This window comes from Anaerostipes sp., assembly GCF_018381315.1.
Classification (GTDB): domain Bacteria; phylum Bacillota; class Clostridia; order Lachnospirales; family Lachnospiraceae; genus Anaerostipes.
The window spans coordinates 102,047-119,213 of the sequence record NZ_JAGZSD010000009.1 but is presented as its reverse complement, the minus strand read 5'-3'; the positions used below and the strand labels follow the sequence as shown (position 1 = coordinate 119,213).

At 44.5% G+C, this 17,167-nt stretch carries 18 protein-coding genes; 15 read left to right on the top strand and 3 right to left on the bottom strand.

The features are described from left to right. From KH180_RS09215 to yihA, 7 genes are all read left to right on the top strand, one after another. A partial coding sequence (locus KH180_RS09215) for a polysaccharide deacetylase family protein (RefSeq protein WP_290759536.1) occupies positions 1-353 on the top strand: 353 nt, incomplete at its 5' end. Positions 354-438: 85 nt separating this feature from the next. After that, complete coding sequence (locus tag KH180_RS09210; RefSeq protein ID WP_290759534.1) at positions 439-2,082, top strand: hypothetical protein; 1,644 nt, start codon at positions 439-441, stop codon at positions 2,080-2,082. Between the two features lie 191 nt (positions 2,083-2,273). Beyond that, a complete protein-coding gene (locus KH180_RS09205) occupies positions 2,274-4,394 on the top strand; it encodes a glutamine synthetase III family protein (protein ID WP_290759532.1) in 2,121 nt (706 codons plus the stop codon). 138 nt (positions 4,395-4,532) lie between these two features. Further along, positions 4,533-5,303 (top strand): polysaccharide deacetylase family protein, encoded by a 771-nt coding sequence (locus KH180_RS09200; protein ID WP_290759530.1) that lies wholly within the window; start codon positions 4,533-4,535, stop codon positions 5,301-5,303. 101 nt (positions 5,304-5,404) lie between these two features. Next, complete coding sequence (locus KH180_RS09195) at positions 5,405-5,965, top strand: manganese efflux pump MntP (protein WP_290759528.1); 561 nt, start codon at positions 5,405-5,407, stop codon at positions 5,963-5,965. Positions 5,966-5,980: 15 nt separating this feature from the next. Beyond that, positions 5,981-6,916, top strand: coding sequence for a calcium/sodium antiporter (locus KH180_RS09190; protein WP_290759526.1), 936 nt, complete (start codon positions 5,981-5,983; stop codon positions 6,914-6,916). A gap of 11 nt (positions 6,917-6,927) precedes the next feature. Beyond that, on the top strand, positions 6,928-7,527 hold the full coding sequence (yihA, locus tag KH180_RS09185) for a ribosome biogenesis GTP-binding protein YihA/YsxC (RefSeq protein ID WP_290759524.1): 600 nt from the start codon (positions 6,928-6,930) through the stop codon (positions 7,525-7,527). Positions 7,528-7,564: 37 nt separating this feature from the next. Here yihA and KH180_RS09180 read toward each other — a convergent pair whose 3' ends face one another. Next, positions 7,565-8,122 (bottom strand): DUF4364 family protein, encoded by a 558-nt coding sequence (locus tag KH180_RS09180; RefSeq protein WP_290759522.1) that lies wholly within the window; start codon positions 8,120-8,122, stop codon positions 7,565-7,567. A gap of 147 nt (positions 8,123-8,269) precedes the next feature. On the opposite strand from KH180_RS09180, the gene KH180_RS09175 reads away from it, so the two are divergent. The 6 genes from KH180_RS09175 to spoVAE all read left to right on the top strand — a co-directional run bounded on the left by KH180_RS09175 (position 8,270) and on the right by spoVAE (position 11,556). Continuing rightward, complete coding sequence (locus tag KH180_RS09175) at positions 8,270-8,446, top strand: hypothetical protein (protein ID WP_290759520.1); 177 nt, start codon at positions 8,270-8,272, stop codon at positions 8,444-8,446. Further along, the gene (locus KH180_RS09170; protein WP_290759518.1) at positions 8,403-9,026 is read left to right on the top strand and encodes a stage V sporulation protein AA; all 624 of its coding nucleotides are present in this window, start codon (positions 8,403-8,405) and stop codon (positions 9,024-9,026) included. Before KH180_RS09175 ends, KH180_RS09170 begins: the two co-directional genes overlap by 44 nt. Then, positions 9,013-9,423: a stage V sporulation protein AB gene (locus tag KH180_RS09165; protein ID WP_290759515.1), complete on the top strand. Its 411-nt coding sequence runs from the start codon at positions 9,013-9,015 to the stop codon at positions 9,421-9,423. Before KH180_RS09170 ends, KH180_RS09165 begins: the two co-directional genes overlap by 14 nt. A gap of 298 nt (positions 9,424-9,721) precedes the next feature. Next, positions 9,722-10,183 carry a stage V sporulation protein AC gene (spoVAC, locus tag KH180_RS09160; RefSeq protein ID WP_290759514.1) on the top strand — a complete coding sequence of 154 codons (462 nt, stop codon included), beginning with the start codon at positions 9,722-9,724 and terminating at the stop codon, positions 10,181-10,183. Further along, positions 10,183-11,199 carry a stage V sporulation protein AD gene (spoVAD, locus tag KH180_RS09155; RefSeq protein ID WP_290759512.1) on the top strand — a complete coding sequence of 339 codons (1,017 nt, stop codon included), beginning with the start codon at positions 10,183-10,185 and terminating at the stop codon, positions 11,197-11,199. The genes spoVAC and spoVAD overlap by 1 nt, the downstream gene beginning before the upstream one ends. After that, positions 11,200-11,556 carry a stage V sporulation protein AE gene (gene spoVAE / locus KH180_RS09150; protein ID WP_290759510.1) on the top strand — a complete coding sequence of 119 codons (357 nt, stop codon included), beginning with the start codon at positions 11,200-11,202 and terminating at the stop codon, positions 11,554-11,556. It begins immediately after the preceding gene. 108 nt (positions 11,557-11,664) lie between these two features. Here the strand turns inward: spoVAE and KH180_RS09145 are convergent, their stop codons facing one another. Beyond that, a complete protein-coding gene (locus KH180_RS09145; RefSeq protein WP_290759508.1) occupies positions 11,665-14,211 on the bottom strand; it encodes a transglycosylase domain-containing protein in 2,547 nt (848 codons plus the stop codon). Between the two features lie 205 nt (positions 14,212-14,416). Here KH180_RS09145 and KH180_RS09140 point away from each other — a divergent pair, with 205 nt between their 5' ends. Together KH180_RS09140 and KH180_RS09135 are read left to right on the top strand one after the other, a co-directional pair. Further along, complete coding sequence (locus KH180_RS09140) at positions 14,417-14,701, top strand: DUF6514 family protein (protein ID WP_290759505.1); 285 nt, start codon at positions 14,417-14,419, stop codon at positions 14,699-14,701. Next, a complete protein-coding gene (locus tag KH180_RS09135; RefSeq protein ID WP_290759502.1) occupies positions 14,698-15,330 on the top strand; it encodes a YigZ family protein in 633 nt (210 codons plus the stop codon). The genes KH180_RS09140 and KH180_RS09135 overlap by 4 nt, the downstream gene beginning before the upstream one ends. Before the next feature lie 90 nt (positions 15,331-15,420). On the opposite strand, the gene KH180_RS09130 is transcribed toward KH180_RS09135, so the two are convergent. Then, positions 15,421-17,073 (bottom strand): 2-isopropylmalate synthase, encoded by a 1,653-nt coding sequence (locus KH180_RS09130; protein ID WP_290759500.1) that lies wholly within the window; start codon positions 17,071-17,073, stop codon positions 15,421-15,423. Positions 17,074-17,167 lie beyond the last annotated feature (94 nt).

Genomic DNA, 17,167 nt, shown 5'->3' with positions numbered 1-17,167 from the left:
AGGCGGCAACAGGAGAGCAGATGGAACTTTTCCGTCCTCCATACGGGGATTATGATGAAACTGTGGTAAAAACAGCCAGAGAGCTGAATTATGAAGTGATCCAATGGTCTGTGGACAGTCTGGACTGGAAAGATATCTCAAAGCAGGACATTATAGACCGGGTATGTGAAAACAAAAAGATGGAAAATGGAGCAATTATTCTGATGCATACCGGAACTGTCTATACAAAGCAGGCTCTGCCGGTCATTATCAGACGTTTAAAGTCTGAGGGATACCGGTTTGTACCGGTTTCACATATGATTTTAACAAAAGATTTCTATATTGATCCGGAGGGCAAACAGCGCAGAAAATAAATTTATATACCATTTTAATGTGAAATATGATAACATCTAGGTATCGCAGAAACACTGTGAAATACAAGATTAGAAGGTGACTTAGATGGTATTTCGGTTTGATATGAATGATCTGAACCGGATCAAGAATTTTAAATTCGGAAAGATGAAAAAGAAAACAATTGCCCTGGGAGCACTGGCTGTTCTTATTTTGGCAGGATTATATTTTTATGTGGCTCTTCCTGCACTTAATTTTCAGGAGACCGGCATGTGGATGGCGCTGATCGCTGTTTTGGGAGTGCTGACTGCGTGGGCAGCAGTAAAGGGACTGGGACAGAAGTCCAAGGTTTTAACCTTGTTCTCCACTCTGCTGGTTCTTGTTATTCTCATTTTCTTAGTGGGAATGATTCTCTCAAGCCAGCTGGTATCCTCAAAGAAATATGCCGGCAGACTCAAAGTTGAAAATAAAAAGTTTGAGAATGATATGAAAGAGACGGAGAGGATCACTGACATTGCCCTGATGGATACAGAAGGAGCAAGGATCATCGGTGACCGTGCCATTGGTTCTCTGTCGGATGTTGTCAGCCAGTATGAGGTCAGTGATGACTATACCCAGATCGATTACAACGGACAGCCGATGAAAGTGGCACCACTAAATTACGCCAGCTTTATCCGGTATATGACCAACAGAAAGTCAGGGATACCAGGGTATGTACAGGTCGATCCTATCAGCAATGAGGCAAAGTATGTCAAACTTAAGAAACCTATGCAGTATTCGCCGTCCGCATACTTTTCCAGGAACCTGAAAAGGCATCTGAGATTCCAGTATCCGACCGCTATTTTCCAGGGCTACTATTTTGAAATTGACAACAAAGGAAACCCTTACTATATTTGTCCGGTACTCAAGGCAAATGCAGGCCTTTTTGGGGCCAAAGACGTCAAAGGAGCTGTTATCAGTGATCCGGTTACAGGAAAGAGTACTTATTATGATGTAAAGGATGTTCCTAAATGGGTGGATCATGTATATGACGGAAGGCTGCTCCTTCAGAAGTATAATTGGAAAGGACTCCTCACTAATGGCTATATCAACAGTGTGTTCGGCAAGAAGGGATGCAAGGTTGCCACAGATGATTATGGCTACCGGTCCATTGACGGAGACATCTGGGCATATACCGGTGTCACCTCTGTCAACGGAGATCAGTCTAACATTGCATTTGTACTAATGAATATGCGGACAGCCGAATCCAAATACTATACGGTATCAGGTGCGAATGAACAGTCAGCCATGAAAGCGGCTGAGGGCCAGGTACAGAACTTAAGGTATTCATCTGCCTTCCCGGCACTCATTAATGTGAACGGCGAACCGACGTATGTCATGATACTGAAAGACAAGGGCGGACTGGTAAAGATGTTTGCAATGGTCAATGTAAGAAAATACAATATCGTTGCGACCTCCACAACTCAGAACGGTGTTCAGAAGGAGTATAAGAGGCTTTTAAAAGAGCAGGGTATTATCTCTGCCAAGGAAGCTGCGGCCGCAGAAGCTGTGAAGACAAAGGAGATCACAATTAAGAAGGTTGATTTTATTCCGATCGAAGGCAATACCTATGTTTATATTACAGATAAAGACGGAAATATTTATAAAGAAGAGTTTTCCAAAAATGAGAAAGCGATCAAATGGAATGCCGGAGATAAGATTAAGATCAGTTATGAAGAGGATGAGAGCGGAATTTATCAGATAACACAATAGCTGGCGGCTTTGTATTTGACAAAATACAAAAAAGTACTTGATTTTTCGAAAGAATCATTGTATCTTATACCTAGCGAAGTAATGACAAAGGCGTCAAACGATTCGAGGATTGTTTGGCGTCTATTTTTTTAATCTATCGCAGGTTAAAACATATTGTACAGAAGGTATATCAGGAAAGGAAGAAATATCTTATGAGCGAAAAAAGAAGTGTTTCAGAAATGTTCGGATGCAACGTGTTTAACGACAGCGTTATGCGGGAAAGGCTTCCGAAGGCAGTTTATAAAGACCTTAAGAAGACCATTGAAGAGGGAACAGAGTTAAACCCTGCCATCGCAGATGTTGTTGCCAATGAAATGAAGGAATGGGCTCTTGAAAAGGGAGCGACTCATTTCACCCACTGGTTCCAGCCGATGACCGGTGTGACAGCCGAGAAGCACGATGCTTTTATTACTCCTACTGAAGACGGAAAGGTGCTTTTAGAATTCTCAGGGAAAGAGCTGATCAAAGGAGAACCGGATGCTTCATCCTTCCCGTCAGGAGGACTGAGAGCAACGTTTGAAGCCAGAGGATATACGGCATGGGATTGTACATCACCTGCTTTTATCAAGGAAACTCCGGATTCTACGATCCTCTGCATTCCTACTGCATTCTGTTCCTATACAGGAGAAGCACTGGACAAAAAAACACCTCTGCTTCGATCTATGCAGGCATTGGATATCCAGGCTACCAGGCTTCTGCACCTGCTTGGCAAGAAGAATGTCAAGAATGTCAATACATCTGTCGGACCGGAACAGGAATATTTTCTTGTGGATAAAGAAAAATACTTACAGAGAAAAGACCTGATCTTTACCGGACGTACTTTATTTGGGGCAATGCCTCCGAAAGGACAGGAGATGGATGACCATTATTTTGGCATCATCCGTGAAAGAATCGGGAAGTTTATGAAAGAACTGAACGAGGAGAGCTGGAAACTCGGCATCACTGCAAAGACTCAGCACAATGAAGTGGCTCCTGCCCAGCACGAGCTGGCACCGATATACGCAACAAACAATATTGCAACAGACCACAATCAGCTTCTTATGGAAACGATGCGGCGTGTGGCAGAACGCCAGGGATTAAAATGTCTCCTGCATGAAAAACCGTTCCACGGCATCAATGGTTCCGGTAAACACAACAACTGGTCTATTGTGACAAACACAGGGAAAAATCTCCTGGAACCGGGAGACACACCGCATGACAATCAGCAGTTCCTTCTGATTCTGTCAGCGATCATTAAAGCAGTAGATGAACATGCGGATTTACTCCGGATGGCAGCGTCTACTCCGGGAAATGACCACCGTCTGGGGGCAAATGAAGCACCACCGGCTATTATTTCTATTTTCCTTGGAGAACAGTTGGAAGATGTGGTAAAACAGCTGGTGACAAGAGGAGAAGCCACAAGATCCAAACACGGAGATAAACTGGCATCCGGTGTACATACTCTGCCGGACTTTGAAAAAGATGCAACAGACCGTAACCGTACTTCACCGTTTGCATTTACCGGAAATAAATTTGAGTTCCGTATGGTCGGTTCCACACAGTCTATTTCAGACCCAAATGTGGTCTTAAATACAATTGTTGCAGACGCACTCTCTGAAGTGTGCGACCAGCTGGAAAAAGTGGACGGAGATCTTCAGGATGTGATGATGGAAGCTCATGAGCTTACAAAACAGATGCTCACAGAGCACCAGAGAGTGATCTTCAACGGAGACGGATACTCTGATGCATGGGTGAAGGAAGCTGAGAGAAGAGGCCTTCCGAACATTAAATCTATGGTTGAGGCAATCCCTGCCCTGATTCAGGATAAATCAATTAAAATGTTTGAAAAATTCGGTGTATTTACGAAAGCAGAGCTGGAGTCCCGCGTGGAGATTCTTTATGAACAGTATGCGCAGACGATCAACATCGAGGCACTTGCAACATTAGATATCGCTAAGAAACAGATTGTTCCGGCGGTTATGAAATATCAGAAGACACTGGCAGATTCTGTCGCTGCTTTAAAGGAGACAGGAATGGATACATCCGTGCAGGATTCTCTGCTCCGTGACATTACAGATAATCTGAAAAAATTATATGCCGCTATTGGCGTGCTGGAAACAGAAACAGATAAAGCACAGTCAATCGAGGATGCAGCCGAGCAGTCATGCTATTATCACGACGTGGTATTTAAGTGCATGGACAGTGTCCGGGAACCTGCAGATAAGCTGGAAATGCTTGTGGCAAAAGAAGACTGGCCAATGCCAAGCTATGGTGATTTGATTTTTGAAGTATAAGAATTAAATTTAAAATATCCTGCCGGAGAAGTTTACTTCCGGCAGGATATTTTTCTGTCTCTTTAAATTAACTATAAAATGCCAGCATAGTTTTTTTGCTTCCTCACATCCTATCATTGAAAGTGAGGGAGCGATTTTATGAAGCGAAAAACATATTTTGCAGTTGTCTGTGTATTATTTTTTATTGGTTTCATCCTGAGGTACGCAGTGGACCACTCTGACGGACTTTTCATAGCCAGCCAGAAAGAAGGAGAGAGCGGGCTGCTGGCTGACAGCAAAATTACGAATAAAAAGGTATATTTGACCTTTGATGACGGACCGTCGGATAATACGGATGAGATTCTGGATATCCTGAAAAAAAATAAAGTCAAAGCAACATTTTTTGTCGTAGGAAAACAGACGGAGAAAGCCAGAAAGCAGTATCAGAGAATTGTTCTGGAAGGACATACCCTGGCTATGCATTCTTACAGCCATAACTACGATCAGATTTATTCCTCAGTAGATGCCTTCGGCAAGGATATCAAACAGCTGCAGGAAATGCTTTACGAAATAACAGATGTAAAGCCGATGATCTACCGTTTTCCGGGAGGAAGCAGCAATTCCTGTGCCGGCAATATAAAGCCTTATATTGAATATATAAATAAAGAGAATCTTTTATATTTTGACTGGAATGCACTGAGCGGAGATGCAGTCAACTTTAATTTAAGCCCTCAGCAGCTGAACCAGAATATTTTAAATGATGTAAAAAAACAGAAAGTGAGTATTGTTTTAATGCATGACCTGGCAGAAGCGGACAATACAGTGAAAAGTTTAGATTCCCTGATCAAAACATTAAAGAAAGATGGTTATCAAATTCTTCCGATCACAAAATATACGCAGCAAATCCATCATGTGTCCGTTGACAAATAAATGGAGGTAATTTAGAATTATTATCAAATGCGGCAAATGGACCAAAGGCTTTCAGCTTTTTGGTCCATCTGTTATGATAAAGTACATAAAGAGGTTAAGAAATGAACATAATTGAAATAGTAATGATTGGTATCGGGCTTTCTATGGATGCATTTGCAGTATCCGTGGGAAAAGGACTGAGCATGGGCAGAGTCCGGAAGAATGAAACATTTTGGATCGCCCTGTTCTTTGGAGGGTTTCAGGCTCTGATGCCTGTGGCCGGCTATCTGGCCGGAAAGCAGTTTGCAGGCCACATTATGCAGATTGACCACTGGATTGCATTTGTCCTTCTTGTGATGATCGGCTTAAATATGCTGAAGGAAGGACTCTCCGGCGATGATGAGGAATCAGATGAGGGAGGCTTTTCATTCCGTGAACTGCTGGTTCTTGCAGTTGCCACAAGCATTGATGCACTTGCGGTGGGGGTGACCTTCTCATTTTTGAATGTGAATCTGGCGGAATCCGTCACAGTCATAGGCTGCATTACATTTGTGATATCTTTGGCGGGAGTCATCATAGGCAGTGTGTTTGGTGACAAACTCAAGGAAAAAGCAGAAATCATGGGGGGATTGATTTTGATCATCCTGGGGTGTAAGATTTTAATAGAGCATTTATTTTTTTAGAAAAGAGGAACACATATGAATTTATTGCCACACATTGCCTTTCTGGCCGCAGGGTTTGTTCTGCTGATGAAGGGTGCGGATTATTTTGTTGAAGGAGCTTCCATGATAGCGGCCAAGTTTGGTATTCCCCAGATTGTAATCGGGCTTACCATTGTAGCCTGCGGAACCAGTGCTCCTGAGGCCGCAGTCAGTATTTCAGCAGCTTTTAAGGGGAATGTAGGGATCACAGTTGGAAATATCCTGGGCAGCAATATCATGAATATTCTGCTGATTCTGGGTCTCACTGCAGTTGTCTGTGCAGTAGCCATAAAAGAAGGAACTGTAAAAGTTGAGATGCCGTTTGTAGTGGTGATTACATTGATCCTCACAGGCATGGGCATCGCCGGCGGCAGCCTTTCCAGGCTGGACGGCGTGATTCTTTGGGTGTTGTTTATCGGCTTTTTTGTGTACCTGTTCCGTCTGACAAAAAAAGAAGGAATTGAAGAGGGCATAGAGGAGGTAAGCACATCGCTTATCAAAATGATCGTGTTTACTGTGGGAGGACTGATTGCCATTGTACTGGGAAGCGACGTGACAGTAGATGCGGCAACATCTATAGCAAAGGCTCTGAGTGTATCTGACCGGATCATCGGCCTGACGGTTGTGGCGTTTGGTACGTCTCTTCCGGAACTTGTCACATCAGTGACCGCAGCATTTAAGGGAAAAGCTGATATTGCCGTTGGAAATATTGTGGGAAGCAATATTTTTAATATCCTGTTTGTTGTAGGCACTGTGGCAGTCATCCATCCGGTGCCCTTTGATACAAGCTTTATCCCAGATGCAGCAGCAGCGATTCTTTCGGCTCTGGTTTTGTGGATGCTTTCATCAAAGGACCGGAAACTGACCAGAGGAAACGGTCTTATCATGCTTGTGCTGTTTGCGGGCTATTTAGCACAATTATTACTCAAATAAGGAGATCTGCCATGATTATAAAATCAATCAATCTTGAAACTGTCTGCGGGATTACCAGCAAGCTTCCGGACAACCAGCTTCCGGAAGTTGCATTCGCAGGGAAGTCTAATGTGGGGAAATCATCCCTGATCAATGCACTGATGAACCGGAAGTCTTATGCAAGGGTATCTGCCCAGCCGGGGAAAACTCAGACAATCAATTATTATAATATTAATGAAGAACTGTATTATGTGGATCTTCCCGGATACGGATATGCCAAGGTTACGGAATCCGTAAAGGAACAGTGGGGAGCCATGATCGAACGATATCTTCATACATCAAAACAGCTGAAGCTGGTTTTTCTGCTTATTGACATCCGGCATAAGCCCTCTAAAAATGATGTAATGATGTATGACTGGATCGTACATAACGGTTATTACCCTGCCATCATTGCCACAAAAAGCGATAAGCTGAAGCGAAGCCAGCTGCCTAAGCATTTAAAGGAGATCCGGCAGGAACTGGGGCTTAACAAGGAGACACCTGTCTTTCCGTTTTCTTCTCTCTCAAAACAGGGAAGGGAAGAGATATGGGACTTTATCGAGGAAGCAGTAATGCCTGGTGAAGTTATTTAGATACGTTATAGAAATGTAAAAAGGAGACTGATTCGTTTTAAGAATCGGTCTCCTTTTCTTCTGTCTGAGTTTGGTCCTGAAAGAGCAGGCGGTTGATCAGATAGGCATAAATATCAGAATGATTTGATTTCCAGTGGTCACAAATGTAGATAGCCTGGTCTCTGGATACAACATTCAGATTCACTTCCAGCAGCATGCTGTCCTTTTCTTTGATCCTGAGCCGGACAGTATATTCATCACGCTTGGCAGGAAAATAATCCGCCTCCAGATTTGTTTCTTCTCTGAGCTGATATTCTTTTGTTGCTAAAAATGTTAAAATATCGTTCCGAATGGGCTCTGACAGCTGATATTCAAACATATCAATGGCTTCTTTTCCCTCTTCTGTCAAAAAATAATGGCTCGCATTTCTCACAAGCTCTGTCCTCAGCATATCTTCATCTTCCAGTTCGTGAAAAGCCTGCTGAAGCTTAAAATAAGTTGTATAGCCTTTGTCCAGGATAAATTCTGAGATCTGGGAATTGCTCAGCGGGAAATCCACTTTTTTGATTAAAAATAAAATCATTAATTTATATAAAGTCAGACCGTTTTCTTCCATACAATCCTTCCTTTCCTTATAAAACTTGCATCTCTTAAATGATACCATCTGGATTCTTTTCCTGCAAGGAAAGAATCCATGAATGAAATTCAAAAAAAGACAGATACTACAACTAATTTATCTCATAGAAATGGAGAGGTGATATTCATGAAGCAAAGAAAACAGTGGATGGTGATTGCATTGATCGTCATTCTTGCAGTATTATCTGTCATACTTTTCTGTGACACAAATGAGGAGCAGAGAAAAGACGGAACATTGGTAATGGAAAGGATGGAGCATCATGACCGTATATATCAAAGCGGAAGACAGTGTATGTATTCATAATCCGGACGTAAAAATAAAAGATGTGGCGTCCATTTACTGTACCGATAAGGATATGGAGCAAAAGGTAAAAGAAGCAAAGCTCTTTCATTTCCAGAGACGCGGGAATGAAAGGGAGATTGTATCGATCTTAAAGGCTGTGGAAGTTATCAAGGAGATTGACAAAACAGCAGAAGTGGTCAATATGGGACCGGAAGATTTTATCATTTACTTAAAGGAAGTAACACAGGAAAAGAAATGGGCCCATTATCTGAAAATTGCAGGTGTCTGCCTGGTAGCATTTTTCGGAGCCAGTTTTTCTATTATGAGCTACAACACAGATGTGGGGATCGATGATCTGTTTGCAACTGTCTACCAGCTGGTCATGGGGACACCGCCCAAAGGGCCCACCATTCTCCATTTGGCTTATACGGCCGGGCTTGCCATAGGAATCATCGTATTCTTCAACCATGCCGGAAAAATTAAGCTCACAGACGACCCAACGCCGTTTGAGGTTCAGATGAGGCTTTATGAGAGAGATGTAAATGATACTTTAATGATTGATGCCGGGCGGAAAAAGGAGGAGCAGGATGTTTCTTCGTAATTTACTTTTAGTTGTCTATGGACTGTCCGCAGGAGGACTGATAGCGGGAAGCTTTCTGGCCTTTTTAAGCATGATCGGAGTCATTCCGAGGCTGGCCGGTCTGACAAAGACCATATCCCACGCGATGCTCTACGAAACCTGCATTACTCTGGGCGGAGTACTGGGAACAGCAGTGTTCATATACCGCTGGCACGTTCCGCTGGGATATCCACTGCTGATCCTATACGGCCTTTTCGGAGGAATCTTCACCGGATGCCTCATCGGAGCCCTGGCCGAAATGCTCAAAAGCCTGCCGGTCTTTTCAAGAAGGCTGAAAATAAGAGACGGAATACCATTCATCATCTATTCCATAGCCCTGGGCAAAATAGCAGGATGCTATATGCAATTTTTGCGTTAGCAACGAGCCGCAGAAGGGTTGAAAGAAAAATATTCAAAACAGAGGACAATCTCCATGCAGAGCATGGAAGGAATTTAAAATTCGGCAGCCAAAAAGGCGTGAGCATTTTTGGCTGTTGGGGTTTAAATTCCTGAGAGCCATACGCAGTATGGCTCAGATTGAACGAATAGAGCCAAAAAATTAATATTTACCAAACAATTCTCTGCGGCGACTGCCGCAGAAACGGACAGCCCACAGGCCTGTCCGTACAACAATGCCTATCTGAAGCGGCTAGATAACGAAAGGAGAAAAGTCTGTTATGCACAATGAACCGTCTAAGGAACAATATAATGAATATGTGGAACAGGTAACGCCGGCCAGCAGCTGTCTTATGAACTGTGTCCGTGCGTTTTTTGTGGGAGGAGCAATCTGTACAATCGGTCAGGCTCTGAAGCGGGCGTCCATGCACTGGCTCCATCTGGGAGAAAAGGATGCACTGCTGACCGTAACCTTGGCCCTTGTACTGCTGAGCGTACTGCTCACCGGTTTTAACCTGTATTCTAAAATTACAAAATTCGGAGGTGCAGGAGGACTGGTCCCGATTACTGGATTTGCCAATTCTGTCGCGTCACCGGCCATTGAATATCAAAAGGAAGGACAGGTTTTCGGAATCGGAGTTAAGATCTTTACCATTGCCGGTCCTGTGATCCTGTATGGAATCTTATCCTCTTTTATCCTGGGAGTAATCTATATGATATTAGTCAGACTGGGGGTTATGTGATGAAAATAATGAAAGGTAAACAAAGCCTGGAATTTGAACATCCGCCGTACCTGAAAGGATGGTCATCCGTAGTAGGAGAAAAAGAAGGAGAAGGTCCGCTTGGGCAGGCTTTTGACCAGGTGATTGACGATCCTTTGTTCGGCGAGGAAACATGGGAACTTGCAGAGGGAAGATTTATGCGCCAGGCAGCACTTCTGGCAATCCAGAAGGCGGAGATCACAAAAAATCAAGTAAGGTATGCATTTGCGGGGGATCTTTTGGAGCAGATCATGGCTACTTCCTTTGGGATTAAGGATCTTGAAATTCCTTTATTCGGCCTGTACGGTGCATGCTCCACAGCAGGAGAATCCATATCATTGGCTTCCATGGTTGTGGCTGCGGGCTACGCTGACCATGCACTGGCTCTTGCATCGAGCCATATAGGAAGTGCAGAAAAACAGTTCCGTTTTCCTCTGGAATATGGAAGCCAGAGACCTTTGTCGGCAACCTGGACTGTAACAGGAGCCGGGGGATTTGTGATTTCCAATGAAAAGAGCCCGATTAAAGTCCGCGGAATTACAACCGGAAAGATTGTGGACTATGGTGTGAAAGACTCTATGAACATGGGAGCCTGTATGGCGCCTGCGGCCGCTGAAGTCATTTATCAGCATTTCAATGATTTTGCTATGACACCGGATGATTATGACGCTATTTATACTGGGGACCTCGGAGAAGTGGGAAAAGAAATCCTGATCAAACTGCTGAAAGACAACGGGTATGATATTTCAAAAGTACACGGAGACTGCGGAATAGAGATCTACCAGGATGAAATCCAGGATACTCATGCGGGCGGATCAGGATGTGCCTGCAGTGCGGTAGTTCTGTCCTCCATGATTACAAGAAAAATGATAAACGGGGGATGGAAGAGGGTACTGTTTGTACCTACAGGAGCACTTCTGTCAAAGACAAGCTTTAACGAAGGCGAGACTGTTCCGGGAATTGCCCACGGAGTCCTGCTGGAAAGAGAGGAACTGTAAATGGAATATATAAAAGCATTTATTGTTGGAGGAATCATCTGCATTCTGGTGCAGATTCTTATGGATAATACCAAGCTGCAGCCGGGAAGGATTATGGTCATTTTAGTTATCTCCGGAGCAGTGCTTGGAGCTCTGGGAATCTATGAAAAAATCGCTGATTTTGCAGGATGCGGGGCGACGGTCCCGCTTTCAGGATTTGGATTTTCTCTGTGGAAAGGCATGAAAGAGGCCATTGACCAGCATGGAATACTTGGCCTGTTTGAGGGAGGATTTACGGCTGCAGCGGTGGGAACGTCAGCGGCACTGATCTTTTCATACCTGGCCTCACTGATCTTTCAGCCAAAGATTAAAAAATAGAGAAAAGTTTAAATTCGATACTAAGTAATGCCGCCAAAGCGGCGGGATTGCTTTTTATATATATAAAGAGCGTTTCTGATAACGGTAAAGCTATCGGAAACGCTCTTGCTATTCTGGTGTGTGCAGGCCGCACATATATTTTACATAGAGATCCGGAATCTGATATTTGCTGTCATCCGTTGTTCCACGGCTTCCCTTCGGCCTTGTAATATAGATCCTGCGGTACAGCTGATCGGGCGGACATGCACTGTTGGCCGGATACCCGGATTCCTTACAGATATCAACAGCCACATGGACATCACATGGCTTATTAGGTTTTGTCCCAAGGGCAAAGTACTCTGTCTTTACTGTACTGCCTCTCGGATCATGGTCACAGACACCCTTGACGGCCAGTTTGCCGGATTTGGTGCAGATCCGGGCTTTTACAATATTTTTAGGCATGCTGAAATCCTTTTTGCTTTCTCCCTTTTCTGCAATGATCTGATCCATAACCAGTTTCCAGATCTTTTCATGCTGCTGCCCCGAAGAAAAAGAAGTATTCCGGTCATAACCCATCCATACGGAGGCCGTGTGATACGGAGTATATCCGGTAAACCAGTAATCATAATTACTGGTGGTGGTGCCGGTTTTTCCTGCTGCAGGCATTCCTGAGGAAAGTGTTGCCGGTTTTCCGGTACCTTTTTTGATAACATCCTTCATGGCATCCGTCAGCAGGAAAGCTGTGGAATCTCTCATCACCGGTGTACCGGAGGAAGATGATTTCAGCAGGACTTTTCCGGACTGATCCACAACCTTAGTGTACAAAGAAGGTTTATAGTAATTTCCTCCGTTGGCAACAGCCGAAAAAGCGCCGGTGAGCTCCAGATTGGTTACACCGTAAGTCAGACCTCCAAGAGCCATGGACTGGTTCAAGTCGGAGTAGGTCTTTCCGTCTGAAGTAGTTTTGTTGTCTACCAGAGTGGTAAAACCAAGCTTTTGTAAATACTCATAAGACACTTCCGGAGTTACATCAGCCATAGTTTTGGCAGCGACAATGTTCATGGAATCTGTGACGGCCTGTCTGATGGTGGAAAATCCGCGGTAGCCCTTATAGTAGTTGCGCACCGGACGTCCTGTATCCAGATAGTCATAAGGAGCATCGTCATAGACAGTGGCAAGCGTCATTTTTTTTGCATCCAGAGCAGGCAGGAAAGTAGACAGCACCTTAAAAGTAGAACCTGGCTGCCTGGTAGTTCCGGTGGCACGGTTCAGGGAAAGGTTTTCGGATTTTACGCCCCGTCCGCCCACAAGAGCCTCTACCTGGCCGGTGTTTTGATTCATGATCGTCATGGAAATCTGAGGCTGTATCACAGTGGAAACCTGTTCATTGATCACGGTGACTCCATGTTTCTTAAGGGATTTGGTAAACTTACGGGCAGATTCTTCAGCAGCAGATTTGTTTTTAAATATAAGGCTGTTTCCAAGCTTGTTTTTTTTCATATAGCTTAGCACGTCATTTTCAGAATAACTGACTTCCCTGCCGTGCTTGTCAGTGCCGGACAGAGAATAGGACAGAGCCACTTTCGTACCTTCCGGATAGTTTTTCGGATCATTTGTCACTTTATCTGCAATCTTCTGAATCTTGGAATCCTGGGTAGAATAGATTTTTAACCCGCCGCTGTAAATAGCATTGTAGGCTTTGGTTTCATCGTATCCGAGTTTTTCTTTCAGATCATGGACAACCTGAAGAATCAGAGCATCATCAAAGTAGGAATTTGCTGTGGAACTCTTCTGCTGTCTTGCATTGATCTTCTGGATTCTTTCATAAACATTATCATTCACTGCTTCCGAATATTCACTTTTTGTGATATAATGTTCTTCCAGCATCGTTTTAAGAATAGTCATTCTCCGGGCTGCATTGTTGTTCGGATGAGTGATGGGATTCATCTTTGTTGGATTCTTTGTGATACCGGCCAGAACGGTACACTCCGACAGTGTCAAATCTGACACGTCTTTATGAAAATATTTTTGAGATGCAGTCTGCACGCCCAAAGTTCCTTCCCCTAGATTGATCGCATTTAAATATTCTTCCAGAATCTTTTGTTTAGAAGTAATTTTTTCTAATTCAAGAGCTAGGGATTGTTCCTTGATCTTGCGTTCTATACGCTCGATTGTGGTTTTTTCAGGCTGTATCCCTAACACATTGTTTTTGATCAGCTGCTGTGTGATCGTGCTGCCGCCCTGATCCAGGTTCTGTTCTTTCAGGCCAAGCAAAAGGGATCTGGCGATGCCGCGCATGTCAATGCCGTTGTGATTATAAAACCGGACATCTTCGATAGAGATAAATGCATTCTGCAGATTGGCCGGGATTTCATCCAGAGAGACGTAGACACGGTTGGAATCACTGGTGGACAGCTTTCTTGTTACATTGCCGTCCTTATCATAGATCATAGTGATAAAGCCTTTTGAATGGATCGAGTCCAGCGATATATTCGGGGTATTGTTAAGAATACCGCGGATGAATCCGATGGACAGGCCGGCAGCCGTGACGATCAGGGCAATGATGACAACCAGTGCATATTTATAGAAAAAAAGCGTAAGATGGGAACTTTGCCGTACTTTCGGTGAAGAAAGGGCGTTTCTTTTTCGCTCTGTTTTTTGCTTGTTAAAGTTCATGTAAAACCTCCTATGTCTAGCATTATAACAAATAAAAAATAACAAGTAAACAACGCCTTACAGCCAGAGCGCAGCCGTCTGAATGAAAAGAGTTCCGGCCGGACAGCCCCGCGGCACAGGGACATAAGGGATACTTCGGCGGCATATCATTGGAATCACGTTTAAGGAGAGTTATAGATTTTTTACAAAAGAGGAGGAACAAAAGATGAAGAAGGAGAAATTAGGAACCAATTATTTAGAAGATGGCAATGGAGACAAATTTGTAGTATCCTATTATATGCTGAATGATTCTGCGAAGGATGTCTATGGTGCGGCTTTGGAGAGGACGACAAGAGAGCCAAGTGTCCTGGAAGCAGAAGAGATAAGAGGGGCATTTGCCACCAGAACGCAGGCGGAGCGTATTGTCCGGCTGCTGGTTAAATATGAAGTGACACCGATTTCTTTTTTTGAGGCGGTTGACGCAGTGATGGAGTTGGAGGAAAGAGATTGAAAGAACAGTATCAGACGATTCATAAGAAAGGTGAATCCCTTGTCATAGAAAAAAAATCTAAGTTTATAGGGATTGCAGTACCGGTTTCCAGTGAGGAAGAGGCACTGGCAGTGATAGCGGAGGAGAAACGCCGGTACAGAGATGCCAGACACCACTGCAGCGCATTCTGTGTGGGCATTGAACAGCCGCTGGAGAGAGCCAGCGATGACGGGGAGCCAAACGGTACAGCAGGAAAGCCTATGCTTGAAGTGCTTACCGGCAATCAGCTGCTGAATACCGTGATTGTTGTAACCCGTTACTTTGGGGGAACTTTGCTCGGTACCGGAGGTCTTGTGAGAGCCTATACTAAGGCAGCAGCGGAAGCTGTAGAGGCAGCAGGAACTGTCACCATGGGCTTGGGGCACAGGCTCAGGACCGGCTGTGACTATTCTGCAGCAGGTAAGATACAGTATCTTCTCAGCACAGAGAATATCCCGGTTCTTCATACAGAGTATACAGATAAAGTGACGCTTGAGTTTTTAGTGCCGGAAGCCGGATGCCTGCAGATCAAAAAGAAACTGACAGATCTGTCAGGAGGGACAGCTTCCATAGAAGACCTGGGAACAGAATATACTGTGACAGACCAATAAGAAACTTTAAAACAAGGAATCATTGTGGCCAATGAGAAAAAGAGCGCCAGGGCAGGACCCGGCGCTCTTTTTTCGTATGTTCAGAGCTTTTTATAATCGGTTGACAGCACTGATCAGTGCAAGTACGGAGGCAGTTATAATATCCTCATGGATTCCCGCTCCCCATACGACAGAGCCGTTTGGCTGCTGGAGTGCTACATAAGAGCATGCTTTGGAATTAGATCCTACATTAAGGGCGTGCTCGTGATAGCTGACGATAGAGTAATTCAAATCGCTGTGGCGCTGAATGGCATTGCTGACTGCATCCAGACGGCCGTTTCCTTTTCCGTGATACAGCTTGTGGACTCCGGCTTTGTCAAGAGAGATCTCAGCCTCGATGCCGCCGTCTTTTTGAATAAAGTGGCACTCTTTTAAGGCAATCGGAGAATCAATATTCACATAGACCTTTTTAAATACATCCAGGATATCTTTCGGAACAAGCTCCCGGTGCTGTTTGTCGGATACATCCTTGACGGTATAACCTACGTCTTCCCTCATCTTGCCCGGAATATGGAATCCAAAGTTTTCTTCCAGCACATAGCCGATGCCGCCCTTTCCGGACTGGCTGTTAATGCGGATGACATCGCTCTCGTATTCCCTGCCGATATCTTTAGGATCAATCGGAAGGTAAGGGACGGACCAATAATCCGGATCCCGGTCATCGATCCAGTGCATTCCTTTGGCAATGGCATCCTGATGAGAACCGGAGAAGGCTGCAAATACAAGCTTGCCGGAGTATGGCTGGCGTTCGTAGACATTCATGCGGGTCAGGCGTTCGTAAGTCTTCGTAAGCTGAGGAAGATTGGAGAAGTCCAGGTGCGGGTCTACTCCGTGTGAGTACATGTTGAGAGCCAGAGTGACAATATCCACGTTTCCGGTTCTTTCACCATTGCCGAACAGGGTTCCTTCAACACGGTCCGCTCCCGCAAGCAGTGCAAGTTCTGTGTCGGCAACACCGCAGCCCCGGTCATTGTGGGGATGGATGGACAGAACTACGTTCTCCCGGTACTTCATATGTTTGCTCATATACTCGATCTGGCTGGCATACACATGCGGCATGGAAAGCTGCACAGTGACAGGAAGATTGATAATAACCTTCCAGTCCGGTGTGGGTTTCCAGACATCCAGCACGGCATTACACACTTCCAGTGCATATTCTACTTCCGTTCCGGTAAAGCTTTCCGGGGAGTACTCAAACTGGAAGTTTCCGTCAGTCTCACCGGCCAGTTTTTTCAGAAGCTCAGCTCCGTCTGTGGCGATCTTTAAGACCTCTTCTTTTGATTTTTTGAAAACCTGCTCCCTCTGTGCAAGAGAGGTAGAGTTATATACGTGGACGATGGCGCGTTTCGCACCCTTTAAAGCTTCAAATGTACGTTTTATGATATGTTCCCGGGCTTGAGTCAGTACCTGGATGGTCACGTCGTCAGGGATAAGATCCTGTTCGATCAAAGTGCGCAGGAAGGTGTATTCTGTCTCAGAAGCGGCAGGAAACCCTACCTCAATCTCCTTAAATCCTACCTTGACTAAATATTGAAAGAACTCTACTTTTTCATCCAGGCTCATAGGAATGATCAAGGCCTGGTTTCCGTCTCTCAGATCCACGCTGCACCAGTCAGGCGCTTTGGTGATGTACTCTTTTCTTGCCCAGTCAAGGCACTCTTCAGGAGGCATAAAATATTGGCGTTTATATTTGTTTGCATTCATAGATATAAAATCTCCCTTCATGAAATATGAAAAATTAAACTGCATGCGGCTGTGTGCATCCCCGCGAAGCGGTTTGCTGTTCTGATCAAACAAA